General features: G+C 44.4%; 22 protein-coding genes. 16 read left to right on the plus strand and 6 right to left on the minus strand.

All coding sequences use genetic code 11. The annotated features are described in order from the left end of the window. The first annotated feature begins 46 nt into the window (after nucleotides 1-46). The 3 genes from ABR189_RS20800 (at nucleotide 47) to ABR189_RS20810 (ending at nucleotide 5546) form a co-directional block, all read left to right on the plus strand. A complete protein-coding gene (locus tag ABR189_RS20800) occupies nucleotides 47-2347 on the plus strand; it encodes a GH92 family glycosyl hydrolase (RefSeq protein WP_354662403.1) in 2301 nt (766 codons plus the stop codon). A gap of 207 nt (nucleotides 2348-2554) precedes the next feature. Then, complete coding sequence (locus ABR189_RS20805) at nucleotides 2555-3760, plus strand: copper amine oxidase (RefSeq protein WP_354662404.1); 1206 nt, start codon at nucleotides 2555-2557, stop codon at nucleotides 3758-3760. 664 nt (nucleotides 3761-4424) lie between these two features. Beyond that, nucleotides 4425-5546 carry a terpene synthase family protein gene (locus ABR189_RS20810; RefSeq protein ID WP_354662405.1) on the plus strand — a complete coding sequence of 374 codons (1122 nt, stop codon included), beginning with the start codon at nucleotides 4425-4427 and terminating at the stop codon, nucleotides 5544-5546. Between the two features lie 13 nt (nucleotides 5547-5559). Here the strand turns inward: ABR189_RS20810 and ABR189_RS20815 are convergent, their stop codons facing one another. After that, nucleotides 5560-7326: a hybrid sensor histidine kinase/response regulator gene (locus ABR189_RS20815; RefSeq protein ID WP_354662406.1), complete on the minus strand. Its 1767-nt coding sequence runs from the start codon at nucleotides 7324-7326 to the stop codon at nucleotides 5560-5562. A 356-nt stretch (nucleotides 7327-7682) separates the two neighbouring features. Then, nucleotides 7683-8051, minus strand: a complete 369-nt coding sequence (locus ABR189_RS20820) for a YccF domain-containing protein (protein WP_354662407.1) — start codon at nucleotides 8049-8051, stop codon at nucleotides 7683-7685. A gap of 230 nt (nucleotides 8052-8281) precedes the next feature. Here ABR189_RS20820 and ABR189_RS20825 point away from each other — a divergent pair, with 230 nt between their 5' ends. The 3 genes from ABR189_RS20825 to ABR189_RS20835 all read left to right on the plus strand — a co-directional run bounded on the left by ABR189_RS20825 (nucleotide 8282) and on the right by ABR189_RS20835 (nucleotide 10674). Then, entirely contained in the window at nucleotides 8282-9316 is a 1035-nt protein-coding gene (locus tag ABR189_RS20825; RefSeq protein WP_354662408.1) for a hypothetical protein, read from the plus strand. A 152-nt stretch (nucleotides 9317-9468) separates the two neighbouring features. Beyond that, nucleotides 9469-9999, plus strand: coding sequence for a hypothetical protein (locus ABR189_RS20830; protein ID WP_354662409.1), 531 nt, complete (start codon nucleotides 9469-9471; stop codon nucleotides 9997-9999). Between the two features lie 63 nt (nucleotides 10000-10062). Next, entirely contained in the window at nucleotides 10063-10674 is a 612-nt protein-coding gene (locus tag ABR189_RS20835) for a hypothetical protein (RefSeq protein ID WP_354662410.1), read from the plus strand. Between the two features lie 93 nt (nucleotides 10675-10767). On the opposite strand, the gene ABR189_RS20840 is transcribed toward ABR189_RS20835, so the two are convergent. Continuing rightward, complete coding sequence (locus ABR189_RS20840) at nucleotides 10768-11931, minus strand: acyltransferase family protein (protein ID WP_354662411.1); 1164 nt, start codon at nucleotides 11929-11931, stop codon at nucleotides 10768-10770. Nucleotides 11932-12127: 196 nt separating this feature from the next. On the opposite strand from ABR189_RS20840, the gene ABR189_RS20845 reads away from it, so the two are divergent. After that, nucleotides 12128-12679, plus strand: coding sequence for a DUF1003 domain-containing protein (locus ABR189_RS20845; protein WP_354662412.1), 552 nt, complete (start codon nucleotides 12128-12130; stop codon nucleotides 12677-12679). A gap of 32 nt (nucleotides 12680-12711) precedes the next feature. Here ABR189_RS20845 and ABR189_RS20850 read toward each other — a convergent pair whose 3' ends face one another. The 3 genes from ABR189_RS20850 to ABR189_RS20860 form a co-directional block, all read right to left on the minus strand. Next, nucleotides 12712-12948, minus strand: a complete 237-nt coding sequence (locus tag ABR189_RS20850; RefSeq protein WP_354662413.1) for a VF530 family protein — start codon at nucleotides 12946-12948, stop codon at nucleotides 12712-12714. A 96-nt stretch (nucleotides 12949-13044) separates the two neighbouring features. Next, entirely contained in the window at nucleotides 13045-13935 is an 891-nt protein-coding gene (locus tag ABR189_RS20855) for a hypothetical protein (RefSeq protein ID WP_354662414.1), read from the minus strand. Nucleotides 13936-14233: 298 nt separating this feature from the next. Next, nucleotides 14234-15166 carry a ClpXP adapter SpxH family protein gene (locus ABR189_RS20860; protein ID WP_354662415.1) on the minus strand — a complete coding sequence of 311 codons (933 nt, stop codon included), beginning with the start codon at nucleotides 15164-15166 and terminating at the stop codon, nucleotides 14234-14236. Between the two features lie 70 nt (nucleotides 15167-15236). Between ABR189_RS20860 and ABR189_RS20865 the strand changes: the two genes are divergently transcribed. From ABR189_RS20865 to ABR189_RS20905, 9 genes are all read left to right on the plus strand, one after another. Then, on the plus strand, nucleotides 15237-15545 hold the full coding sequence (locus ABR189_RS20865) for a winged helix-turn-helix transcriptional regulator (protein ID WP_354662416.1): 309 nt from the start codon (nucleotides 15237-15239) through the stop codon (nucleotides 15543-15545). A 63-nt stretch (nucleotides 15546-15608) separates the two neighbouring features. Beyond that, nucleotides 15609-16172, plus strand: coding sequence for a DinB family protein (locus ABR189_RS20870; RefSeq protein WP_354662417.1), 564 nt, complete (start codon nucleotides 15609-15611; stop codon nucleotides 16170-16172). A 321-nt stretch (nucleotides 16173-16493) separates the two neighbouring features. Next, the gene (locus ABR189_RS20875; protein ID WP_354662418.1) at nucleotides 16494-17861 is read left to right on the plus strand and encodes a TolC family protein; all 1368 of its coding nucleotides are present in this window, start codon (nucleotides 16494-16496) and stop codon (nucleotides 17859-17861) included. Between the two features lie 12 nt (nucleotides 17862-17873). Continuing rightward, the gene (locus tag ABR189_RS20880; protein WP_354662419.1) at nucleotides 17874-19106 is read left to right on the plus strand and encodes an efflux RND transporter periplasmic adaptor subunit; all 1233 of its coding nucleotides are present in this window, start codon (nucleotides 17874-17876) and stop codon (nucleotides 19104-19106) included. Further along, a complete protein-coding gene (locus tag ABR189_RS20885) occupies nucleotides 19103-19855 on the plus strand; it encodes an ABC transporter ATP-binding protein (protein ID WP_354662420.1) in 753 nt (250 codons plus the stop codon). Before ABR189_RS20880 ends, ABR189_RS20885 begins: the two co-directional genes overlap by 4 nt. 9 nt (nucleotides 19856-19864) lie before the next feature. Next, a complete protein-coding gene (locus tag ABR189_RS20890) occupies nucleotides 19865-21085 on the plus strand; it encodes an ABC transporter permease (protein WP_354662421.1) in 1221 nt (406 codons plus the stop codon). A 107-nt stretch (nucleotides 21086-21192) separates the two neighbouring features. Further along, nucleotides 21193-21738, plus strand: a complete 546-nt coding sequence (locus ABR189_RS20895) for an RNA polymerase sigma factor (protein ID WP_354662422.1) — start codon at nucleotides 21193-21195, stop codon at nucleotides 21736-21738. A gap of 70 nt (nucleotides 21739-21808) precedes the next feature. After that, on the plus strand, nucleotides 21809-22807 hold the full coding sequence (locus ABR189_RS20900) for a FecR family protein (RefSeq protein ID WP_354662423.1): 999 nt from the start codon (nucleotides 21809-21811) through the stop codon (nucleotides 22805-22807). Nucleotides 22808-23045: 238 nt separating this feature from the next. After that, a complete protein-coding gene (locus ABR189_RS20905; RefSeq protein WP_354662424.1) occupies nucleotides 23046-26453 on the plus strand; it encodes a SusC/RagA family TonB-linked outer membrane protein in 3408 nt (1135 codons plus the stop codon). Nucleotides 26454-26475 lie beyond the last annotated feature (22 nt).

Raw genomic sequence — 26475 nt, forward strand, 5'->3', positions numbered from 1 at the left:
TTTAATAATATTACCTGCATCCACCACCCAATAAAATAATGTTGACATGAGTAGAACTATGCTTTTGTTGTTACTTACTATGCCGATACCGGTTTTTGCACAGCAGAAAACCAATGAAAATCTGTTGCAGTATGTAAAACCCATTATTGGTACCCAGAAAATGGGACATACCTACCCAGGGGCTACGGTACCGTTTGGGGCTGTACAACTGAGCCCGGAAACAGACACTATTCCTTACGAGATGAATGGAAAGTATAATCCGGATGTATACAAGTATTGTGCGGGATATCAGTATGATGATAAAACCATCGTAGGGTTTAGTCATACGCATTTTAGTGGTACCGGGCACTCCGATCTGGGCGATTTTTTAATCATGCCTACCACTGGTGCGCTTCAGTTAAACCCCGGTACTGCCAGCGATCCGGGTAGTGGTTACCGTTCCACTTTTTCCCATAGTACAGAAGTAGCATCTCCAGCATATTATAAAGTAAAGCTGGAGGAAAACAATATCCTGGCAGAACTGACTGCCAGTAACCGCGTAGGATTTCATCAATATACTTTCCCGGCATCCGGAGATGCGCATATCATCCTGGATCTGATGGCGGGGATCTATAACTATGATAATAAAAACGTGTGGACGTTTGTAAGGGTAGAGAATGATACCCTGATCACCGGCTACCGGCAAACTAACGGTTGGGCGCGTACGCGCACGGTATATTTTGCCATGACCTTTTCCAAACCATTTTATCAATACGGGCATCAGAATTATGTGAACAATGTATACCGGGGGTTCTGGCGCAAATTTGACCAGACTAAAAACTTCCCTGAAATGGCGGGCCGGCAGATAAGGGCCTATTTTGATTTTAAAACAACGGCGGGCGAAAAGGTGAAGATAAAGTTTGCCCTCTCACCTGTGAGTACAGCAGGTGCCTTAAAGAACCTCCGCACGGAAATACCTCATTGGGATTTTGAACAGGTGAAAAGAGATGGAGAAGCCTTATGGGCCCATGAACTGCAGAAGGTAGTGATACAGTCCCGTAGCCGGGAAGAGAAAGAGAATTTCTATACTGCCATGTATCATGCTTTTATCAATCCTACTACCTATATGGATGTGGATGGACAATACCGGGGATTGGATATGAATGTCCATCAGGCAGACAACTTTACAAATTACACCACCTTTTCTTTGTGGGATACCTATCGTGCCCTGCACCCGTTGTTTAACATAGTGCAGCCTGAGCGGAATGCAGATATGATCCGGTCTATGCTGGCACATTATGAGCAGAGTGCGCAGCATATGCTGCCGGTATGGTCGCATTATGCCAATGAAAACTGGTGTATGATAGGCTATCATAGTGTGTCTGTGATCGCGGACGCAATTATGAAGGGCAATGCTCCTTTTGATGTAAGTAAAGCACTGGATGCCTGCATTACTACCGCACGCCACCGCAATTATGATGGCCTGGGCTATTATATGGATATGGGGTATGTACCGGAAGATAAAAACGGGGCTTCTGTTTCTAAAACGCTGGAATATGCGTATGACGACTGGTGTATTGCACAGGTGGCAAAAAAGCTGCAGCGCATGGATATCTATGAGGAGTTTATTAAACGGGCTTCCAACTACAAAAATGTATATGATGCCAGCGTGGGATTTATGCGGCCTAAACTAAGTGATGGTACTTTCAGAAAAGCATTTGATGAATTGCAAACACATGACCAGGGATTTATAGAAGGCAATGCCTGGAATTATAGTTTATATGTGCCACATGATCCTGCCGGAATGATCACGATGATGGGTGGAAAGCGGGCATTTTCCCGCCATCTGGATTCCTTATTTACCATGCATCTGCCGGATAAGTTTTTTGCTGAAACGGAAGACATTACCCGTGATGGTATTATTGGTAACTATGTGCACGGTAATGAGCCTTCTCATCATGTGGCTTATCTATATAACTGGACGGGAGAGCCCTGGAAAACCCAGGAAAGGGTACGTATGATCTTAAAGAAAATGTACCTCCCTGCGCCGGATGGATTGGGTGGCAATGATGATTGCGGGCAGATGAGTGCCTGGTATATCTTTAGCACACTGGGATTTTATCCGGTATGCCCCGGTGCAGCAACTTACCAGTTAGGCAGCCCTGCTGTAGATGGGGCTACCCTGCACCTGGAAAACGGAAAAGTGTTTACCATTGAAGTGAAGAATCAGGGTGATAAAAACGTATATGTGAAAAAGGTGGTGCTAAATGGGCAGGAGCTGTTAAATAATCAACTTACACATGCTGCTGTTATGAATGGGGGCACCCTTATTTTTTACATGAGTGCGAAGCCGGATAAGCGTGGTTGATCGGAGGTTAGTTTCTTCTGGTTGTATGTAATGTGTTGATAATCATAGGATAATGCTTTTTTTAGTATAAGTCAATTGCTTATTTTATTTATTAATTGCGTTGTAATTAATAATAAATATTATTAAGTTTGTTAGAATTTAAAAATATTATTGATTCTATAGGTTGTATTATTACAGCCTTTTTGATTTCTGAATAATACTTATACGATGAAAAAGCAATTTAAGAAAACAACAGCCTGGAAGCCTATTTTATTAGGGGGGATATTGGCAGTGATGGGAACACAGGTAAAAGCCCAATCTGTTCCATCCGGGGTGAATGATGCACTGATGAAGGGAAAGCAGGGCGGCATAGTAATGCTCCCCGATTTTTTATCTGAAAAGATTCCTTACATAGATTATCAGAAGGTGGTTTTACCAGGTCCTCAATATTTAATTTCCGATGATCCGGAGTATATCCGTGTACCCGAAGCGATTGCTTTGCAGGAACCCGTTCAGCCAGGTTCAGTAAGGTTGTATGTATATAATGTAAATGGTGTAAAAGCGCCTGCTAAAATAGACCGTAAAATTACGGCAGTCATAAAAAATACGGGTACCGGGCCTATGCATTTGCGTATGTTGAAATATTCTTCCCAGCCACCCAGCACCAACTATTATCTGATTGGCAAGCAGGGGCTGGCTGATTTCTTTGCTGCGAAGCCGCAGAATACAATCCGTACCATCCAGCCAGGTGAGGCGATGGCTATTGATGAAAAACTGGAAAAGCACATCGTAAAGTATGATGAGCTGGTGCATGGGTTTTATGAATTTGTGATAGACCAGCCGGGAGAGATCAGTATTATTCAAACTGATCCGGCTACCAGCGGGCCTAAAGCATTGAGCAGGATCAAAACGGTATTGCCGCCTAAAAGTCAGAGTGGTGCCGGGCGTGGTGTTTTTGGCATAAGTAATTACCGGGTGATCACCCATGGCGTATATGATACCAAACAAGGGGCTGCAGAAATTGTAGTAGCAGATGGTGTAAGAGATCCGTGGGTAACCGGAAAAGAAAACAGCCGTGATGGGGTAGCAGTACTGGATGGTAATTATGGCGTGATGTACCATATAGAAATGAAATGGAAAAGTACGGATGGCAAAGGACTGGCGCTGGTAACCTGGAATGCACGCAGCGGGAACAGCCAGTGGTGTGGCGGCATGGCCAATACCATGGTGGTAAGCAAAGGAAAGTTCGAGGGCGGTATTGTACAGTTGCCCAAAGAGCAGTTGTTGACCAAAGCAGCACCGGAAGCCATACTGGTACAGGTATTTCCTCCGGCAGCGAATGGTGAGGAACAAACAATCCGTCTTACCTATTCTCCTCCGGGAGCTTCCTGTTTGCCTACACCACTGGTTTTTATACCCGTGGACATGAAATAATTTTTCGCAGTATCCTCCACCCGGATAGTACTTTTAACCAGGCCAGTAAAGCCTGTTTGAAAGTGTTGTCCGGGTGGCTTGTTTTATATACCCGGGTATAAAGCAACGTTTATGCCCATACTGCCGTATAACACAGTTGTTTGATAACATGCTGCATTTAAAAGCTGTAAATTGCAATAACAATCATGTGATATGTTCATTGTTGTCCGATCCAGATCCCCGGGATAGCGACACCTGGTAATACCCAAACCTTTCAGACAAAGGTTTACAACGATTCATTACCCTTATCTCATACCGCTGAAAAAACTGTTGACTTCACCTCAACCAATATCAAACAGTTGCATTCATACCTCTGATTTCTTCCGGTTGGTAAGAAGACAAGGCTTGTTATAGTGTTGCTACTATCCGCAGCACTACACAACAGGAATTACAACAATTGGTAAATACAATAGTGGAAATGTATCTATCCTGCATGCTATCCTATCCGTTATCAACTGCAATGTATTTGCAGGCGTAGGGGTGTACCTTAATCGCAGTTTGTCCAAAATAGCATTTCCTCTAATAGCCAGTTAAAGCTCTATAGTACCAACTCCTTGCCGGCACAACTAACAGGATCTACCAGCATAACTTTTTTGATTATTTATTCACCCTTTAATCCTTTTTTATGAAACGTAATGTTCAGAACGCTACACGCGTAACATTAGAACGTGTGCAGCAATCGTATGCAGAATTGCTGAAATCCACTACTTTTTCATTGCATGATCTGTTTAGCCATGAAGGGCTGCAGCTGAATGCTTATTGTAAAACCTTTCATCCTCATCCGCAGAGTGATGAGCTGAAAAAGATTGCCCAGGTATTTGGGGAGCAATATGATATCTGGCTGGAAAATGCCAAGTACTATATTACCTGTGCGTTATTCCTGTATCCTACTGCTCATTTCAGCAGAATACTCTCCATGACCAAGAACCTGGCCATCGGATATTATCTGAATGATACAATGGGCAGGGAGATCTTCGGGAACCTGACACCCTACCAGCAGCAACAGGCAAAGAACATTATCCGGCGAATGTCTACTATAGGCGAAAACCTGGAGTTACCCATGAAAGTACAGCCAGTAGAATTAGCCAATGCAGAGATGCTGACAGAGATCCGTAAAAATTCACCGAAAGCATGGTTTAGCGAATTCCTTAAGTTTTATTCCTACTACATCGGGATTACACACAAAGATTGTAATGCGGCAGCATTAGGGCATATCCCTACGGTAAATGAGTATATTGATATGCGTTATCACACCTCCGGAATGCCACATATTGTGCTGCTGATAGAATACAGTGACGGGCAGTTCCTGGATTGGAACTGGCTGAAACGGGTAAAACTTTCTCAAACCATGGAACGTTTGCATTGGGTAACTGCCATATTCGGCAGTCTTACCAATGACCTGTTTTCTTTTGAAAAGGAAGTGATTGATGAAGGATCGGACTCTAATTTACTGATGGCAATAGCGCTCAATGAACCGGAGCTGACCTTACAGGAGATCATTCTTAAAGCCGCCGAAATTGTGCGTGGGGTACTGATAGAATATGTGGCGTTGGTAGAAGAAGTAAGGCAACAATGTAATGAGCTGCCCCAATCTAAAATGTTGGATACCCTGTATGTACATATGGCCGGGCTGGAAAGATGTATTCAGGCCAGCTGGATGTGGCAGGTGTACACCCAGCGTTATAAGCATGCAGCATCTATCTGGGCAGAAACGCAACTGGCATCTTTAGCAGCCAGGAGCGTATAACGTCCTTATACCGTTATTCCTGTAACTCTTCATTGTTATGATGCAGCTGTATCCTCAATGCTTTCAGCAGTGCTTTGTGATCAATTGGCTTTTCTATGAATGCGCTGGCGCCTGCTGTTATAAAGGCTTCCCGCGAATCCTTAAAGGCATCACCGGTGGCGACTATTACAGGAATGCTTCTGAACTCCGGTACATTACGCAGATACTGGAGGGTCTCTTCTCCATTCATCACCGGCATATACGAATCCAGGATGATCACATCCGGGATTTCTTTTTCTACTTTTTGCAATAGCTCCAACCCATTGGCGGTGTAAGTTACCTTGCAGCCAATATGCCTTAAAAAACTGGACAGCAGTAGGGCGTTCATTTCGTCATCTTCTGCTATCATGACATGAATATTACTCAGGTCTTTTATATCGTCTTCCATTTCTTCTGCGGGTACATCTTCCCGTTTGCCTGCACGTAAGGGAAGCGTTACGGTAAAAGTGGTTAGTCCTTCTCCCAGGCTTTCTATCGCGATAGTCCCCTGCATGGAGGATACCTTGTTCTTCACGATATACAAACCCAGACCAGTGCCTTCCATAGACTTGGGTTTTAAGGTGATGAAAGGATCGAAGATCACATTGATCCTTTGGGGAGAAATAGTAGCACCCTGATTAATTACCTGAATACGCCACAAGCCTTCTTCCAGACCGGTTACCTTTAAAAGAATGATCGTATTTTTATCAGCAAACTTTATAGCATTGGCCAGGAGGTTGGTAACGATCTGGTTGAGCTTTAAGGTATCACCTATGAGTATTTCCGGCATTTGATCCATGAACAGCTTTAGCTGGATACTCCTTGACCTGGCTACTATTTTATTGACGTCGATCATCTTTTCGAAAAATGGCCTTACCGGAAAAGCCCCCTCCATGGAAGATTCCAGCTTTCCGGTTTCTATCTCCGCCATGTCCAGCACATTGTTGATGATGTTGCGTGTAGTATTGCTGGCCGCCAATAGCTGATTGGTCAGGCTTTCTATAGGCTTCAGGTTAGCATCCAGTTTGATCTCCCTTTTCAGTAGCTGTGCCACCCCATAAATCGCATTTAAAGGGGTACGCATTTCATGGGTAACCTGATACACGAACATCTTTTTGAAATGGTTCGTTTTCTCCAGTTCCTGGTTCGTATCATTGCTGCGCACATAAGTTTTGCTGATAATAATCATCAGTATTAATACACCGCCTATTACCAGCGACTGGATTACAAAACCTGTATCATAGGTAATAGTGACCAATGGCTGGTGGGCCTGGAAATAATAACAAAGCTGCAATACTACCAGGGTAGTAATCGCCGCTATAAAACAAATTTTTCGCAGGTGGTATTCTTTCAGAATGAGGTAAATAATGGAAATTAAAAATACAATGGTGAATTGTAATTGCAGCACTCCACCCAGGAGGAAGCCGAAAAAGATAATGGCTACACATTGATTGTAATACAGCGTTAGGCTGGCAGCCAGGTGCTTTTTATGATGGTTGAGCAGCAGAACGGAACAGTTGATGGCAAATTCAATAATAAAAGCCATCAGAATGGATACCTTCCAGATAAGGAAGATGCAAACAATCGGAGCAATGACCAACATAATGGCTGCAATGGCCAGACTTAGCCTGTTTACCAGTACAATCCGCTTCACTAATTCGGAGTCATCAATCCCTTGCGTGCCAGTATGGGTAATTTTAAAATAGCGTTCACGGCAGTAGGTTGCTACCTTAGCAAACACAGTTGTAGTAATAGTGTTCATAGTCCAGTTTTAGGGCAAGGGTTATTTTGATTTGAGTGCCGGTATTTTTATTTGTCAGTTTCTGATATCTTCTAATACAACGATAGTCCTTACGGGTGTTTCACAGTGTAACGTAATTTAACGTTAAAATTGAGAACGATGAAAACGTATTAAATATAATATTATTTCATGTTTATACAGATAATTGTTAGTGATCAATAATTACGTAGAATTCATATGTATGGATTTATTATTGTAAAATTAACAATAACAGGTTAATCATGCGGGGTAGTTGCAGTAGCGGTTGTCCTGCTTAAACAGAAAAACCCGGTTGGTATTTCAGGCACCACCGGGTTTGTTATGGGAGCTGTTAGCAGCTAATATATTTCTTTCCCAAAAGGTGTAAATGACAGCGACATGAGTTTAAAATGCTGTCTGGCAAATGGAATACCTATGATGGTAAGCGTCAGTAAAATACCAAAGCCCAGATGCGTAACTGCAATCCATATACCGCCGCAAAAGATCCAGATGATATTAAAAAGGGTGGAAAGACAACCGGTAGGCCCCGGTACATCCCTTACCTGCCTGCCAAATGGCATCAGGGTTAAAAATCCTATTTTAAAGCATTGCAAGCCAAATGGAATCCCGATGATGGTAAGGCATAACAGCAAGCCGCCTATCATATATTCGATGAAGGTGAGAAATCCTCCAAAAATAAGCCAGATGATGTTTCCAATTAGGTTCATATTACTTCATTGTGTATTTAAAAATAAGTAATTCGCTTTATACCTGCTTAATTATGTGCAATTTGGAAAGTTGGGGATACACATTTAATTTAGCACGCATCATTTCCGGTTGAAAATGAGCATTGTTTAACCCATATCAACTGTTCAAAAAAAATCATGGGTGAGCAGACGTTGGCCCCGGATGATCCGGTTTTTTATCACTTTGCTATCAACATCTAAATAGAATAAGTATGAATACAGCACAACAGTTTTGGAACTGGTTCAGTGAAAACCAGGAAAGGTTTTCTGGCATCCATGGAAAAAGTATGGACGAGGTAAATGCGCTGTTTGATGAAGTGATGCCCGTGCTGCATGCATACAATGAAGGGCTTAGCCTGGAGATAGGCGCCCGGCAACCACCTTATGAGATCATTATTACCGCACAGGGCATAAAGCAATACTTTGCAGCGGCAGAACAATTGGTGGCCCAGGCTCCCGCTATCCCGAACTGGCAGATCACCGCACTGAAGCCTGCTGTAGGGGATCATTTTGATTTTAGAATGGGAGAAATCACGGTCAACTGTGAAAACCTGCGGTTTATTCCACTGCAGGACGAAGATGATGAGGATGCAGTGGCTATACGTATTATTCACCGTGATTATCCGGCGAATGATGGCGCATTGAAAAACGCACTGACAACAGGTATTTACAATGTGATGGACTGTTTATTAGGTGAGAAAAATGCCACGCTGGATATTTCCAGTCTGGAAATTGCAGCAGCACAGGAGGAAGGAGAGGAAGTGCTTCCTTTTAAAGAGCTGCCACATTATATCAACTGGAAGAAGAAAGAACGGAAGATTGCAGATGTACGCCATCCGGAAGATAGTATGACGCTTTACCAGGGTACTGCCGACGGTGTGAAGATATTTTTGACTGCCAATACCGGTTTGAACTATTATAATTTTAAAACAGCGTACCCCATGCTGTTTCGGGTGGTAGCAGATTTTAGCCAGCTGTATGACGAAGAGGGAGATAACCAGAGTATCCTGGAGCCGGTCTATGAAATAGAAGACCGTATTATTGAGGCACTTAAAGTGGCAGATAAAGGTTTTTATCTGTTGTCAGAAACAAAAGGGGAGCAGCGTACTACCTGTTTTTATACCAACGATGAGGCTTTTGTATTGTCATTGCTGGAAAAAGAACAAGCTAATAATGACAGAATACAGCTGACAGGAGAAATCGTATTCGACCCTTACTGGGTAGAAGTAGGTGATTTTATCAGATAAATAGCGGATCGTGTTGCCCGTGTTGCGAATAGCAGAAAATTACCAGCGAATACAGGTGCAGGCCTAACGTATTTTAAAGCCGGGACTATCAAATGGCAGGAAGGGGTAACTTGAGGAGATAGTTACACCTTCCTGCCAGTTAATACCTCTTCATGAGGATAACCTGGGGAAGGATACACATATTTAATCCTGCGGTAATGATGTCTGATTCCCCAAAAAAAGATAAAATAAAATTTTGGACTATACTTCCTGTAATAGTCATGGTGGGCTTTATCGTATTGCTCACCTTGTTGAAGGTGCAAAAGGAAATTGCTATTGGTGCCCCCGTTGCAATCATGGTGATATGGAGCATTATGCAACAAAAACGGGATACCCAAAAAGCGAAACAGCATTTTTTAGGGAAGGTGGGTAAAGAGAATTTATCCAAAATAGCCACAAAGGATAGGTTGCATTTGATCAGGCTGGATAACATGGAGATGTTCCTGGATGAGATGGAGGTGCCTTTTGGTGAATACCAGGCTACCTTTCAGCATGAAAGGATGGTATTGGCAAAGATGGTACTGACGGAATTCAAAGATGTAAAGATCAAAACAGTGAAAGGCCAGCAGCTGCTGGTAGGGTGGAACTACCTGAACAACGATATGACAGACATCGCATTGACGTTTGAATATCAGGATATTTAATCCCGGCTTTCCGCGCCGGATTTGTTATTTTTGCATAAACATATTTGACCCAAACCTAACAAAATGAATATTTATAAATCCCTGTGCCTGTTATCCGCCGTAATTTTGGTATTAACTTCCTGCACAAAAGAAAAGAGTGCAGAGCCCGATAGCGCCGCTATCAGTAAGACTGAACTCCTGGGAGAGTGGAATTTTGTCGGAATGGCTGCTTATACTAAATCCACCAGCAGTGCTACGGTGGCGGGAAAAACCACCAGCAACGTGGTGATAACAGATTATACTACCATTGAAAATAAAGGAACCCTTTTGATAAGTGCCGATCAGGTGATTTCGAATGATCTGACTTACACCATTGATACCGTGATGGTAGCCCAACAGTATATCAATGGCGTACTGAAAGAGGAGTTCAAGATACCCTTTAATTTTACCGCTCCTGCAGCCAGCAATACAGCTCATTATACATGGGTAGGAACGGATTCACTCTACTTTTCACAAGGAATGATAACGATGCCCGGTAATATGCCAAGTGTAACTTCGGGGGCAAAAATAGCCCGGGCGGGAGATACGTTATTACTGCGTGGTACTTACTACGACAAGCGTACGGAAGACCAAGGCGGGCTTAAAGTACTGAATGAAACACAGGCTATCATGGTGTTAAAATATAAACGCCGGTAAAAATTACCAGATAATTTTTGCTGATAAATTAATAAGCCGGCTCCTTGTAAAGAGCCGGCTTATTAATTTACAAGATAGTTATACGCTATATCGTTATACTCTTAAGAATACTTTCTTTTTGTACATGAAATAAAGGAACAACCATTTTATGAATACATAGGTGATGGCCAGTAGTACAGCATTGTATGGCTCTCCAGCCAGCTGGCCCAGCCACTTGAAAAAGCTGTTGTTGGTATAGCTCCAATTGATAAAATGACCTGAAATGTAAATCAGGATGGAATTCATGCCAATAACTTTAAAGAAGAAGGCCCAGCTTTTGTAACCTTTTACATCGATAATGTAATAAAAAGCAGCCAGCAGCAACAGGCTCAATCCACCTACCTGCAATACAAAGGAGCTAGTCCACAGGTTTTTATTGATAGGGAAATCCAGGTTCCATAACTGTGCCAGTACCAGGAAAACCACCCCTGTTATGGCCAGCAGGCCGGCTTTCTTTTGGCCTGGCATAGCGCCTTTTTTCAACAGATTGCCCGCCAGTATACCTAATAGCGCAGTGCTGATAGCAGGCAGGGTAGATACCAGTCCTTCCGGGTCATGGATACCTAAATAAAGTTTGCCAGGCATGATAGAACGGTCCAGGTAGGAGGCAAAGTTACCTTCCATCGTAAGATCTCCCGCAGCAAATCCCGGGGCGGACGTAAACTTCAGCAATAGCCAGTAGCCAATGATGATCGCCCAGAAACAGATCATCTGTGTCCGTTCTTTGGAATAGATGTAAATGATGTTGGCAAACATATAGGCCAGGCCGATCCTGCCCAGCACACTCCCGAACCTGATTTCCGAGATAGGCTGTATTTCGAGTCCATTATTATAAATCACGCCTATTAATACCAGCAGGAGCCCTCTTTTGATGACACGGCCCAGCAGCTGTTGCCTGCTTTTCCCCTTTTCAAGCTCCCGGCCTACGGAATAGGGGGTAGAAACACCTGCCATAAACAGGAACAGCGGGAAAATGAGATCATAGAAATGGAAGCCATTCCATTCAGGATGGGTAAGTTGGTTAGCAATAGCGCCAAAGAAGGAAGAACCCGAAGCCTCCGCCAGGTGATGAAAGATACCTTCAGCGCCCATGATCCAGAACATATCAAATCCCCGAAGGGCATCTAAAGAATACAGTCTTTCTGGCTTTACGGATTCATTGGTATTAGTAGCAGATATTGGTGCCGGTTGTACCGGGGAGCCTGTTAATACACTCATTGGTATTGGTTATTAAAAATGATAGATACCTGGTTGTTGTTATGCTGTTTATAATAGGGATAGTAGTGTCTCCGGATAAAACTAATAAAACAAACCGGATATTTTTAAAAAATAGTGGGCCGCCCGGCTTATATTTAATAAGACTTATTTCTTCCACCCCAACGGGTAATTCATGAACCAGGAAAAACAATGTATTATGAACACCGAAGTAATCGATCAGGTATCAGCAGATAAAAACGAATATTTAAGCAAACTGAATAAGATCGTTCAGGAAACAATTGAAGAGGAGGGACTGATCATTCACAACCTGCTGCATCCCCCCGAGGAGGTATTATCAAAAGGACAAAAAATATCGGATAAGGTGGCCCAGTTTGGGGGAAGCTGGAAATTCATTATCCTGTTTGTAGTAGTGCTGGTGCTGTGGATCATCTATAATATCACGGCGATTGCCAGCGAGCGGTTTGACCCTTACCCTTTTATCCTGATGAACCTCGTGCTTTCCTGCGTGGCAGCCTTACAGGCACCTATCATCATGATGAGTCAGAACCGGCAGGAAGAGAAAGACAGGATGCGGAGTGAAAATGATTACCTGATCAATTTAAAGGCAGAGATCGGGATTCGCAGCCTCCATCAAAAGATGGATCTGTTGCTGAGTGAGCAGATCAAGACCTTGTATGATATACAGGCTAAACAATTTGCGATGCTGCAGGAAATCAGCCAGAAGCTGGAAGAAATAAATAAAGAGTGAGCAGTGTAGCATCCGGGATATAGGAACCGCCGTTATTTCAGTAATTTTTTCCGGAGGGAGTATTTATAAAAGTCTTCTACTTTAGTTCTTGCCCAGGGCGTTTTGCGCAGGAATTTCAGGCTGGACTGTATAGAAGGATTGCTGATAAAGCAGTTAATCCGGATATGTTGGCCCAGTTGCTCCCAGCCATAGCTCTCTACTAAATGGGTGACGATCTTTTCTAGTGTTAACCCGTGCAGCGGGTCGTTGGAATGTCCTGATGGATGCATATATTACCATTAAAGCCGCAAAGATAATCTTTTAGCTCCTTTTAAGTTGTCGGGAGCAGACTATCTATGCGGCTTATTTAAATACGTTTTAAAAACTTAACGTACTGGTCTTAGCAACCATTTTATTTCTGTCATATCTATATCGTATTCTGTTGCTTTGAATATATCCTGGGTAAGTTCCCTGATGATGATAACATCTTCATCTTCATCAACAGGCATGTCATACTTCCAGTAAACAAAGCGGTCTGTTTTGGTAGAATGCCATTTCCAGTTAGCCACTTGTGCATTTCTTAATTCACCTTTTACAAATAGCTGTAACACATAGGTGCCAGAGGAAGACATCTGGTAATTAATGCTATCGGGGATGAACTTGTCTATTAATTTGTCATTGTCATCATATATTTCTAGCTCTTCCTCAAACATGGTATGCCCATCTTCCTCATGGGTAAGATACCATTTGCGGCCCAGGAGTTTTGCCTTGTCGCCGGCAGGAACATTTTTTGCCTTATTGGCGGTCACCGTAATGGATTTACTATTGCTGGTGTAAGTGAGTTTGAAGTTGATCTTCTCCTGAGCAAAATTGATACCACTGAGGGTACCAAGGTTGGCCAGAGAGATAGTAGTACCATCTTTAGCTTCAAACTTCCCGGTGAAGTAGTTGCTTTCAGCATCATAAATGATATAAGTGCTGTCACTCAGGAATTCGATAAAGCCTGTTTTTATTGGACCTGACTCCTGGATACGGGCTGTTTGATGCTTAGGACTGTTGGGGCGTAACCAGCTACCTTTTGTTGTTTTTATACCTACCCGCTGGGAAAGCACAACACCCCCAAATGTCCATTTTCCCTGTATGTCTGCATGCAGTTTTTTAGCAGCTGCAGCTACTGCTGTGGGATCTGGTTCCGGGTCTGGGGCAGAATCGTTCTTTTTGGAGCAGGATAGCAGGATAACTGACAATGCTACTACGATTGCATAAAGCTTTCTCATTGATACTGTTTATTTATTGGTTGTTAAACGGTTAAAACATGTTGAGCACTGTACAGCGATAACACAGGCAGGTCAGGGACATTCAATCACCGGCTACAGTATTTGCAATAAAAAGTGTTAATGAAAGGGTTTTTCCTGGTTATGGGTAAAATCAGGCAGCAGGATAGCTCCTTTTTGCCAGGCAACAAATATACTGCATTTTGAAAATAAAAAGGGGGAGCAATGGCTTTTATAACAAACAGTTCAGGAAACCTGCCAGCTTGATAAGATGGGGCCGACAGGTTCCTGTTAGCGGTTATCAGATATGGGTATGAATGGCCCATAAGGGACCATTTTTAGAAAGGTATTTTGAAAGGGTACCTTGCTGATGTGCCGCTTCCAGTAAGCTATTGGCTTCCATTACCGTTTTATTGGACAATACGGCAAATTCCGTAGTGGTTAATGTAGGGTAGTAGCCAAATAAGGTTTCCAGCGTAGGGGTAACAGGCTGTGGGATAGCTGCAGGGTACAGCTTTAAAACAGCCTGTTCAAATTGTGCATAAGGCCGGAAACCATATACGGTAATCTGCGTGTCCTGTTTGTTAGAAAAGAACAGGGTAGGAAACCCCCTTACGCCCAGCTTTTTGCCAAGGTCAAGATCGTCCTGAAAGCGCTGTACAGCATCCCCTTCATAATCCTTTTTGAACTGCGTGATATCCAGCCCGGCTTGTTGTGCCGCCATGGATAAATGCTCCCATTTGGTGATGTTTTTCTTTTCCAGGAAAACCATTTCTTTTATCCGCCTTAAAAAGCGCAGGGCTTTTTTGTTGTCCTGCAGCGCTGCTGCTTTAAAGGCAATGGAGGGAGGAAAAGAGGAGGGCAGCGGATCTTCCAGCCATACATCCCCATCAATAGGCATCTGATAGTGTGCACCTACTTCATCCCAATGATGGGCTACATCCGATGGTTGACTGATCCCGCCACTGTTATAAATATCCCAGGAGGGCAACAGGCCGCCCATGTGATATTCGATTTCAATAAGATGGCCATACTCCAGCTGCAGCTTTCTTAACTGTGGTTCTACTCCCCAGCAGGTAGAACAGATAGGATCTGTAAAGTAGATGATACGCACCGGCTTTTCGTGAGCAGGTAAAGTGCCGGCAGTAGCAGCCGCTGCTGTACCTGGCAGCTCGCAAATACCGGTAACCGGGTCGCACAGCATCGGATTGGGCATGTTTTTATTGTTCATCATATTTGTTTTTTGTCCTAACTTGTTGCAAAGCTCGTTGATCTGGAATGCATGAACAATAAGTCAGAAAAAGATGACTACTGAAAACGATAATAGGAATAATGAAAGCTGCCCGGCGGAAACTTTACTGAAGTTATTGTCGGGTAAATGGAAGCCACAGCTCTTTAAGCTGGCCATGGAAGGGCCATTACGGTTCAATCACCTTTTAAGGCAATTGCCGGAGGCAAACAAACAATCTGTAGCGGTTGCCTTAAAAGAACTGGAAGCAGGTGGATTGCTGATTAAAACCATCGTAAAACAAAAACCTTTGCATATTGAATACAGCCTGTCGGAAAGAGGCCATTCCCTGATAGGGGTGTTTAAAGAATTGGAGGGTATTTAATCCTGCTGACATACCGCTGTCAGCAACACCCCTGATCTTTGTATGCAACTAAAATAAAAAGAAATGATACCGGAAACGATCACCACTACCGCTCCTGATGCGATTGTTTATTTAATGCAGAATTACGCTAATTATAATCTTTGGGTAAATGTGACACTCATTAACTGGCTCAGAACAAAACCGGAAGAGGTGTTGGAACAGGAAGTGCCATCGAGTTTCCCCAGCATTAAGCGAACGCTGGTACACATCCTGGAATCTCAGTATTACTGGCTGGCGGTGATCAGAAAAGATGAAAAGCAGAGAAGGGACCCATTTAATGGTACACTGGAAGATGCTTATAAGGCATTACTGGATCATTCCGCAGCGCTGGCAGCCTACGTAAAGGATATGACCGCGGCTGACATCCAGGCCACCACACTGGTGGAAAGCCGCTGGTTCCGGTGCAACTTTCAACATTTCGAATATATCACACAGATCGTTACACATGGCACTTATCACCGTGGACAGATCATCACTATGGGACGTAATCTCGGATTTACGGATGCGCCAATGACAGACTACCAATACTACAATGTTTATGGTAAACAGTCCGTCGCTGCGGATGGTGGGGAAAGCCATACAGGCTAGCCTGTTATTAAAGCCGTTTGTTAGCTGTTTAAACCCCTTGCAGAAAGCAGCGTAAGTGCCCCACACGGATCATTTTTAATCTTTTGTAAACCATTGTGCTGTTTCTTTGTTATGCTGTTAAAGGTATAGGATAATACCCCTTTATTGTACTTGAATATACCCCTGCCGGGAAAAGTGTTATTTATTGTTATCTAATGTTATTTATTGTTAGCATCAGGCCGTTTGGACTACCAGTTTTACTTTCAGGCGCAATGTTTGAAGTATAGTGGTTAGTACCAGGTGTACTGCGCCTGGCTTAAAGAAATTAATACAGTTAGGTTTATGGCACGACCATTTTCGCAGATAGGATATCGGAACAAGCGTATATCAGGGAAAGCGGCAACCGGCTTAATACTATTATTGATCTTTCTTTCGCACCCCTTAGCCGCACAGGATAACAATCAGGTAGTACCCCCTCTGAAGTGGGATTTGCAGGCTTGCCTGGATTATGCCATGAAGAATAATATCCAGCTTAACAGCTTGCGGTTATCAAAAAAGACTGGAGAGCAGGACCTGTTACTATCTAAGGCGGCCAGGCTACCCAATCTTACCGGATCGGCTACACAGAACATAGCAGGGGCCAGAAATGCGGAGCTGGCCTATGGGGTGCATCCCTCCGGCAGCTATTCTCTGAATTCCAACGTTACCCTTTTTAATGGCGGGTATTTAACCAACGATATTAAACAGAAACAACTGACGGTACAGGTACTGGATCTGAATGTAGCCCAGCAGATCAACGATATTACCTTGTTGGTTACAGAAGCCTATCTCAGTATATTATTAGCCAAAGAAAATATTGTCTATGTAAAAGATGTTGTGAGCACAGCAGAAGCGCAGGTGCTGCGTGCACAACAGCAATTTGAGGTAGGAAGTATTGCCCGGAAAGACCTGGCAGAGCTGCAGGCACAGCTGGCTAATGAAAAGTATTTGCTGGTAACGGCAGAAAACAGCCAGCGGCAAAATACGCTTACACTTAAACAATTGTTGCAACTACCTACGGACACCGCTTTTGAAATTGTAGCGCCTGATACGTTGATGGGCATAGGTTTGCTGACGCCGGTTCAGGAAGCTCAAAAAGTAGCGCTGGATACCCGGCCGGAAGTAAAAAGCGGAGAGCTGGGAGTACAGGTGGCAGCATTGGACCTGGCTAAAGCCAGAGCAGGTTATCTGCCTACATTGAGTGCGGGTGGGATATTGTCTACCAGTTATCAGAAAGATCCAGATTACACGTACTTCAAACAGCTGGATAATAATTTCTATCAGCAGATAGGGCTTACTTTGTCGGTACCTATTTTTACCAGACGGGTGAACAAAACAAACGTCGAGAAATCAAAGATTGAAATAGATCAGTCCAGACTTGCATTGCAGAATACAAAAACCAACTTGTCCCAGATCGTGGAACAAGCCTATATCAACGTGGTGAATGCACAGGGACAGTACGATGCGGCAGTAGAACAATTCAAATTTGTACAGGAAAGTTATCGTATCGCTACGGAACAATTGAATGTAGGGGTCGCTAATATGGTAGAGTATCTGCAGCAGAAAAACCTTTATATACAGGCATTGCAGGCCTACATACAGGCAAAGTACAATGCTGCACTCAATATCAGGATATATGATTTTTACAGGGGTGTCCCGGTAAAACTATAAATGCAATGAGGTATGGGAAAATATAAAAAGGTGATCATTTTTCTGGTGGCAGCGATACTGCTGCTCCTGATCTGGTATTTCCTGGTCCGTAAAAAAGAAATGCCCCCTTCTTTTACCACGGAAGTACCGCAATACGGTCATATCGCTACTATGGTTACGGCCACCGGCACCTTGCGTCCGGTAGATACGGTAGCAGTAGGTACACAGGTATCGGGTACTTTGAAATATCTTTTTGCCGACTTTAATGCTAAAGTAAAGAAGGGGCAATTACTGGCACAACTGGATAAGTCATTGTTCCAGGCGCAGGTAGATCAATACCGGGGCAGCCTGGAAGTTGCCAAAAGCCAGTTGGTATACCAGGAAGCCAATTTTGGGAGGCAGGGATTGTTGTTTAAAACAGGGGCCATCAGTAAGGCTGATTATGATAATGCGCAGTATCAGTACAGCGCTGCAAAGGCCAGCGTGGCCAGTGTTACGGCACAGCTGGCGGCAGCAGAAAAAAATCTCTCTTTCACAGATATCTATTCCCCGATAGATGGCGTGGTGATGAACCGGAATGTAAGTGTAGGCCAAACAGTAGCAGCCAGTTTTAATACGCCTACTTTATTTGTAATTGCTAAAGACATTACAAAAATGCAGGTAGAAACCAGTGTAGGCGAAGCAGATATTGGTAATGTGGCAGACAGCCAGCGGGTTTCCTTTACTGTGGATGCTTACCTGGATGATGTTTTTGATGGCCAGGTTAAGGAAATAAGATTGCAGCCCAGTATCTCTGCCAATGTCGTAACCTATAATACTATTATCAATGCTGCGAATAATGCGATGAAACTAAAGCCGGGCATGACCGCTAACGTTACGATTTATACTGCGGAAAAAGATACCGCCCTGCTGCTTCCGGTAAGAGCATTAAAATTTAAACCCGACTCTGCCTTGCTGGCTAAAGATTATGTGATTCAGGAAACGGTGAACAGGCATGCGGGCAATCCGCCACGTGGTGATACCCTGCATGCTGGTGGTGCGGTACACCGGCCAGGTACGGTGAATTATGTATGGATACTACGTGGTGATACCCTGCAGCAGAAAAGGATACGTACAGGACTGGATGATAATACACATATTGAAGTATTGTCAGGGCTTTCTACCAATGATGCAGTGATTACCAGTATGAATGAACCCGGCACGGCTGCTGCTACTGCTAAAAGTACCGGTAGCCCGTTTATGCCAAATATGAGACGCAGACGATGAGCAACAAGAAGATATTGGAGATACAGCAAATCCGGCGCGAATTCAAAATGGGGACGGAAGTGGTACGTGCATTAAAAGGTATTTCCTTTGATGTGGCGAGTGGTGAGTTTTTGACGATTATGGGCAGCAGTGGTAGCGGAAAAACTACCTTGTTGAATATTTTAGGCTGCCTGGATAAACCAACTGCAGGTGATTATCTGCTGGATGGGGTGAATGTGGGACAGCTGCTGCGCAATGACCTGGCCCGGGTACGTAATCAGAAGATCGGATTTGTTTTCCAGGCGTATAACCTGCTGCCCCGGACTTCTGCCCTGGAAAATGTAGAACTGCCCCTGTTTTATAATAAAGCGATTAATACAAAAATACGCCGGGAAAGGGCCGTGCAGGCATTGGAAGCAGTAAAGCTGGCAGACCGGCTGGATCATACGCCCAGCCAGCTTTCGGGTGGGCAGCAGCAACGGGTGGCAATTGCCCGCGCCCTGGTAAATGAACCGGTGATGATCCTGGCCGACGAGGCCACCGGCAACCTGGATACCCGTACTTCCTACGAAATTATGGCATTGATGCAGGAGCTGAATCAACAGCAGGGAAAGACAATTGTTTTCGTTACGCATGAGCCGGATATTGCTGCATTCAGCAGCAGGACCATTATGCTGCGGGATGGTAAAATACAACGGGATAATAATAATGAAAATGTCCGCTCGGCTAAGGAAGCACTGGCTTCATTACCCGTTTCGGACGATTATTAATACCAGCACATGAGCGTTTTTAACCTGATAAGGATTGCTTTAAATGCTTTGCAGCGGAATAAACTGCGGGCGTTTTTAACCATGCTGGGCATCATCATTGGTGTGGCGGCTGTGATTGCTATGGTGGCTATCGGGGAAGGCTCCAAACAAAGCATACAATCTCAGCTGGGCAACATGGGGTCCAACATGGTCACCATTATGCCCAGCAGTAATGTGGTTGGTGGAGCCCGGTTGGAAGGTGCCAGTGTGCAAACCCTTACGATCAATGATGTAAAAGCATTACAGCAGCAAGCTACTTTTCTGACAGCAGTAACACCGGTTTCCACCGCGCGGGGACAGGCCATTGCGGGTGCTTTGAACTGGCCTACTACCTTGCAGGGAGGAAATACAGATTACTTTGATATCCGCAAATTAACCCTGAAAGACGGGATCCTCTTTTCTGAGACTGATGTGAATGCTGCGGCCAAAGTATGCATACTGGGACAAACCGTTATCGACAACCTCTTCCCGAGCGGAGAAAGCCCGGTAGGAAAAGTGATCCGGTTCAATAATATTCCCCTGCAGGTAATCGGTACCCTGGCGCCTAAAGGACAAAGTTCTTTTGGGCAGGATCAGGACGATATCATTGTAGCGCCTTATACTACCGTGCAAAAAAGAGTGCTGGCTACCACCTATCTGCAAAATATCTATGCTTCGGCGATAAGCGAAGATGCTTCAGATACTGCTGTCAGCCAGATTACGGCCATACTCCGCGAAACACACCGGCTGCGCATCACGGACGAGAATAATTTTAATGTAAGGACAATGGCCGAGCTGATCAAAGCCCTCAGTTCTACCAGCAGCCTGCTGACCATACTGCTCACAGCTATTGCCGGTATCTCTCTCGTGATTGGTGGTATCGGAATCATGAACATCATGTATGTATCTGTTACAGAACGTACCCGCGAAATAGGATTACGCATGTCTATCGGCGCAAGGGGAATAGACATTTTACTACAGTTCCTGGTGGAAGCAATTATCATCAGTATTACTGGTGGGCTGATCGGGGTGGCGCTGGGCATTACAGCTTCCAAAGTTATCACGCTCACACTGGGCTGGCCTACCATGGTATCCCAGTCATCCATTCTGCTTTCTTTTATGGTATGTGCCCTGACCGGTGTTTTCTTTGGATATTATCCCGCGCAAAAAGCTTCCCGCCTGGACCCGATAGAAGCATTGAGATATGAATAACAGGGAGCTGATACATTGTTCATTTTGAAAAAACCTGATTCCTCCTTATATTTCGGCATCAACCAGGCCTGCATAAGCTAGCTGTATTCAATTGTTATGTATTTACAATGTTAAGTGACCAGGAATTGCTGCAATTGATCAGGAACGACCAAATCGCTGCTTTCGAGGAGCTGTATCATCGTTACTGGGAATCTATGTATAATGCGGCCTATAAACGGTTACGTAACAGGGAACAATGTAAGGACCTGCTGCAGGACATCTTTGCCGATTTGTGGAAAAGGAAAAATGTGGTAAGTATTGATAATGTTAGCGGGTTTCTTCATATGGCAGTGCATTACCAGGTGTATAAGCTGGTAGGCAAACAGGCCAGCGGGCCTGCATTCCTGGAACTGTTTGACCGGATGGCGGCCTCCCCTTATGCGGCTGATAGCCGCCTGGAAGAAAAAGAATTTCTCCAGGTAGTGAAAGCCTGGGTGAACGCAATGCCGGAAAAACGCCGGGAGATCTTCCAGCTGCATTACCTGGAAAATATGAACACCCGGGAAATAGCAGATCACCTCCATATCTCTCAGAAAACAGTGCAAAACCAACTGGGCAAAGCTGTACATCACCTTCGCGACCGTCTTTCCCACCTCTTCACCATAATAGTTTAAAAAAAAGTTTTCCCTGGCGTGGGAGATTTTTCTATTTCCGGTACATATACCTGTAAAGCAGTCTTTTTATATGGACCCGGCAAACAGCTCAGCGTTTATAGCGCTCGTAAAAAAATACCTTCAGGGTAAAACTACCGCGGCAGAAGAAACCTTCCTCTGGGAGTATTATCATTATTTTGATAAGGAGCCGGACGTGCTGGCTGCTTTTAGTCCTGCGGAAAAAGAACAGCTGGAAAACGAACTGAAAACGGGTATTCTGGAAAAAATTGCTACCATGGAAAATAGCGGCCCCCATAAAGGGGCTATCTACCGGCGCATGTTTATCCGGATAGCGGTGGCGGCAGTCATAGCCGTGCTGGCCGGAAGCCTGGTGGTATTGAAATGGATGACCATTATGAACTTTATAGACCCACAGCAGTTAACACAAAAAACAACAGCTAATGGGGAAACAACCAAAATCGCATTGTCAGATGGCACAGTAGTATGGTTAAATGCCGGTTCCAAACTGGTATATCCTGTTGTGTTTAAACGCGGTACCCGGCAGGTGGAACTGGAGGGAGAGGCCTATTTTGAAGTGGCGCAGCACAGCGAACGCCCGTTCACGGTTAAAGCAGCCGGGCTGGCTACCCGCGTGCTGGGTACCAGTTTTAATGTAAATGCTTATGATAATGAAGTAGTGGCTACAGTAACGGTACTAACAGGTAGGGTGAAAGTATCGTCTGAAGAAGATACTGCCACAGCCACCCTGTTAAATCCCGGTCAGAAGCTCCTCTATAATAAACAGCAGCAAAGCTTTAAACAGGAAGCACTGGAAACAGCTACAGATGATATTGCCTGGAAAGAAGGCAAACTGCTTTTCCGCGATGCGCCGCTCACTACCGTAGCGCAATTGTTATTACGGCGATATGCGATCACACTGGAGGTGCCAGCAGAGATGGAATCGCTCACTATTTATGCAGATTTACAGGATAGACAACCAGAAGAAGCGGTAAAAAGCATCGCTAAAATATTAAAGGTAGGGTATAAAAAAGCAGGCAATACGTATACACTGTTCAGCAAAAACAGATAGTAGATGTCGTAGGAAGCATATACATCTGTGCGTGTAGCTAGCCACAGCAAGTCATGTACCGGTATTTGCCAACTGTTAAAAATCACGTTATGTCAGGATAGGTCAACCAAATTAAAAAGGGGCTGAAGAGGAAGTATCAGCCCCTGAAAAAATGTCAAGTTTGTCATCCGGCTACTGCAGGGCGTAGGAACCTATTTGCAGCAGCAGGATTTTCTTAATCATTTTCACTATCAAATCTATGAAAAGAGGACTACACTTTCAACTTTCTTTATTCATCAGGTTTATGAGGATTTCTACGCTGGTATTGGGATATCTGTTATCCACCGTTATGGTAGCGTATTGTGCAAAGGGATATGGGCAGCATGAGCTGGAGTCCCGTATTACCCTGCACCTTTCCCACGTAAAGCTACCTGCTGCGCTCGAGGAGATCTCGGACAAAATGAAGGTCAAATTTTTTTATGCAGGGATCAGCCGGATCAAAGAATCGGTGGTGTCTGTAAAAGCGGATAACAAAAAACTCCGGGATGTACTGGGAGAACTATTGCAGCCATTAGGCCTGGGATTTGATGCCGATGGTAACCAGATCTATATCGCTACCCGCCCCCCGGAGAAAAAAATACCGGCTCCTGTTGTAGTAGAACAGGCACAACCTATAAAAGGTCAGGTATGGGACAAAAACGGGCAAGCCCTGATCGGGGTCACCATCTTTAATAAGTCCAACGGTAAAAATACCCTGACAGATGAGCTGGGTACTTTTACGATTGCTGCTTCAGATGGGGATACCCTGCACTTTACCATGATAGGGATGAAGCCGGAAGATGTAGTGGTAAAGGGGGCCAAGGCAATGAAAGTGACGCTGGAAGATAATGTATCCAAAATGAATGAACTGGTAGTGGTAGGTTTTGGTACACAAAAGAAAATAAGTGTAACCGGTGCCGTGAGTACCGTAAAGGTAGACCAGCTGAAAACACCTAACCGCTCCCTGGCCAATTCACTGGGAGGCCGGGTGGCAGGGGTAATTATGCAACAGTCCAGAGGAGAACCTGGATACGACGAACCTAATACCTTCAATATCCGTGGGGTAAGTACTTTTACCGGTAACTCAAATCCTATGGTATTGGTAGATGGCGTACAACGCGATGACCAGATTTCTTCCTGGAGCAATATTGACCCGGAAGATATTGAAAGTGTCTCCTTCCTGAAAGATGCTTCTGCTACTGCAGTATATGGTGCACGTGGTGCTAATGGTGTAGTATTGATCACCACCAAAAGAGGGGTAGCCGGTAAACCACGTATAGCTGTTAAAATAGAAAGCGGTACCAGCGGACTCACGCAGAAACCTGATTTTATTGATGGGGCTACCTGGATGACATTATACAATGAAGCATTGGGTAGAAAACAATTCAGCGATGATCAGATAGAAAAAACAAGAAGTAAGGTAGATCCCTATCTGTATCCGGATATCAACTGGGTAGATGCAATGTATCGTGACTGGTCGCCTGCGGGATATAATGTAAACCTGAGCGTGAATGGGGGCGGTGCTTTTGCCCGCTATTATGTGTCAGGGTCCTTTTTTGATCAGAAAGGCAGCTATAAGCTGAATCCTGAAAATCCATATAATTCCAACGTAGGATACCGGCGTTATGATTTCCGCTCCAACGTAGATATGAGCCTGACAAAGAGCACTACGCTGAGCCTGAGCCTGGCGGCTATGCTGGTAAATGCCAATTACCCTGGTGTTTCTGCACAGGATGCCTGGTATAATGCCATGATGCAGCCACCTACATTGTTTCCGATCCGCTACCCGGATGGTAAATGGGCAGGACCTGTTACCAACCAGGGGGTGAACCCCGTAAATGCATTGCAGAACAGTGGTTATTCCAACGAGTTTAAACCTACTATGCAATCTGTATTTACCCTCAACCAGAAACTGGATGATCTGACAGAAGGCCTTTCTGCAACGGGGCGCTTTTCGTTCGATAGCTATAGCGAAACTACCATGCGCCGTAGAAAGAATGGGGATACCTGGCTGGCTTACCGCAGGGATGTGGATGGCAACCTGGTATACACACAAACCAATTATGGCGATGAATTCATGACTTTTGGCGCCCAGACGGTAGATGTACAACGTACCATGTATATGGAAGCCAATCTGAACTACGACCGCCTGTTTAATGGCAAACACCGGGTAGGGGCTTTATTGCTGTACAACATGCGGGAAAAATTAAACGGATCTGCTGGTGATGCCATCGGTGGGATCCCTTACCGTAATCAAGGCCTGGCAGCCAGAGCTACCTATGCTTATAAAGACAGGTACCTGGCAGAATTTAATATAGGGGCTACCGGTTCTGAAAACTTTGAAAAGAACAGCCGCTTCGGGGTATTCCCTTCCATGTCAGTAGGCTGGGTAGTAAGTGAAGAAAGTTTCTTTAGCGGATTAAAACAAGCCATCAGCCTCCTGAAAATAAGAGGCTCTTATGGTACTGTCGGCAACGACAGGATTGGCTACGGCGAAAGATTTCCTTATGTAACCACTTATGCCGGTGGCAACGGTGCAGCATTTGGATATGTGCCGCAAGGATATGGCGGTATATTCCAAAGCAAAATCGGGGTGCAGGGCTTATCCTGGGAGGTGGCTACCAAAAATAACATAGGACTGGACCTGGAATTCTTTGGGAAATTAAACCTGAACGTAGACTTCTTTAAAGAAAGACGGGAAAAAATACTGGTGGCCCGCTCTTCTCAGCCTGCTTTTCTGGGTACCACAGCTGGTATTTATTCCAACCTGGGTATCATGGACAACAAAGGCATAGATGGTGCACTGGATTACAGTGATCAAATAGGTGACTTAAAGTTTAACCTATATGGCACCTTCACCTATGCGTCTAACAAAATCGTGGAAAATGATGAGCCGATTCCTTTGTATCCCTGGCTTTCCAACATGGGATACCAGGTAGGACAGATAAGAGGATTTGTGGCAGAAGGATTGTTTACAGATGAAGCAGAAATCAGTAAACACGCAGAACAGAAATTTGGAGTAGTACGTCCGGGTGATATCAAATACAAGGACATAAATACAGATGGGGTGATCGATGTGAACGACATGGTGCCTATCGGTAATACTACCAACCCGAAGATCATGTTTGGTGCCGGGATGGCACTGGACTTCCATGGTTTCCATGTGGAAGGATTTTTCCAGGGCGCTGCACAGGTAGATATCATGCTGATCAGCGGTACCGGTGCACTGGATAACAGAGCAAGAGGAATTATTCCTTTTATGGGTGGACTCACCTCTGCTAATCTGTATAAGGAAGTAACAGACAGATGGACAGTAGATAATCCCCGCCAGGACGTTACTTACCCAAGATTGAGTATTGCTTCTCCGGGTGATAATAATTATCAGCAAAGTACCTGGTGGTTAAGAAAAGCAGACTACGTACGCCTGAAAAATGTACAGATAGGGTATAGTTTCCGCCCATCTGTACTGAAAGCCATCAGGCTGCAAACTTTATATGTATACGCATCCGGTCAAAACCTGCTCACCTTTTCCAAATTCAAAATGTGGGATCCTGAACTAAACCAACCCAATGGTACAGGATATCCGCCATTGCGCGCTATCAACTTTGGTATTAAAACTAACTTTTAACCAGGCTTGCGTCATAAAAACA

The sequence above is a fragment of the Chitinophaga sp. H8 genome, assembly GCF_040567655.1.
Classification (GTDB): Bacteria; Bacteroidota; Bacteroidia; order Chitinophagales; family Chitinophagaceae; genus Chitinophaga; species Chitinophaga defluvii.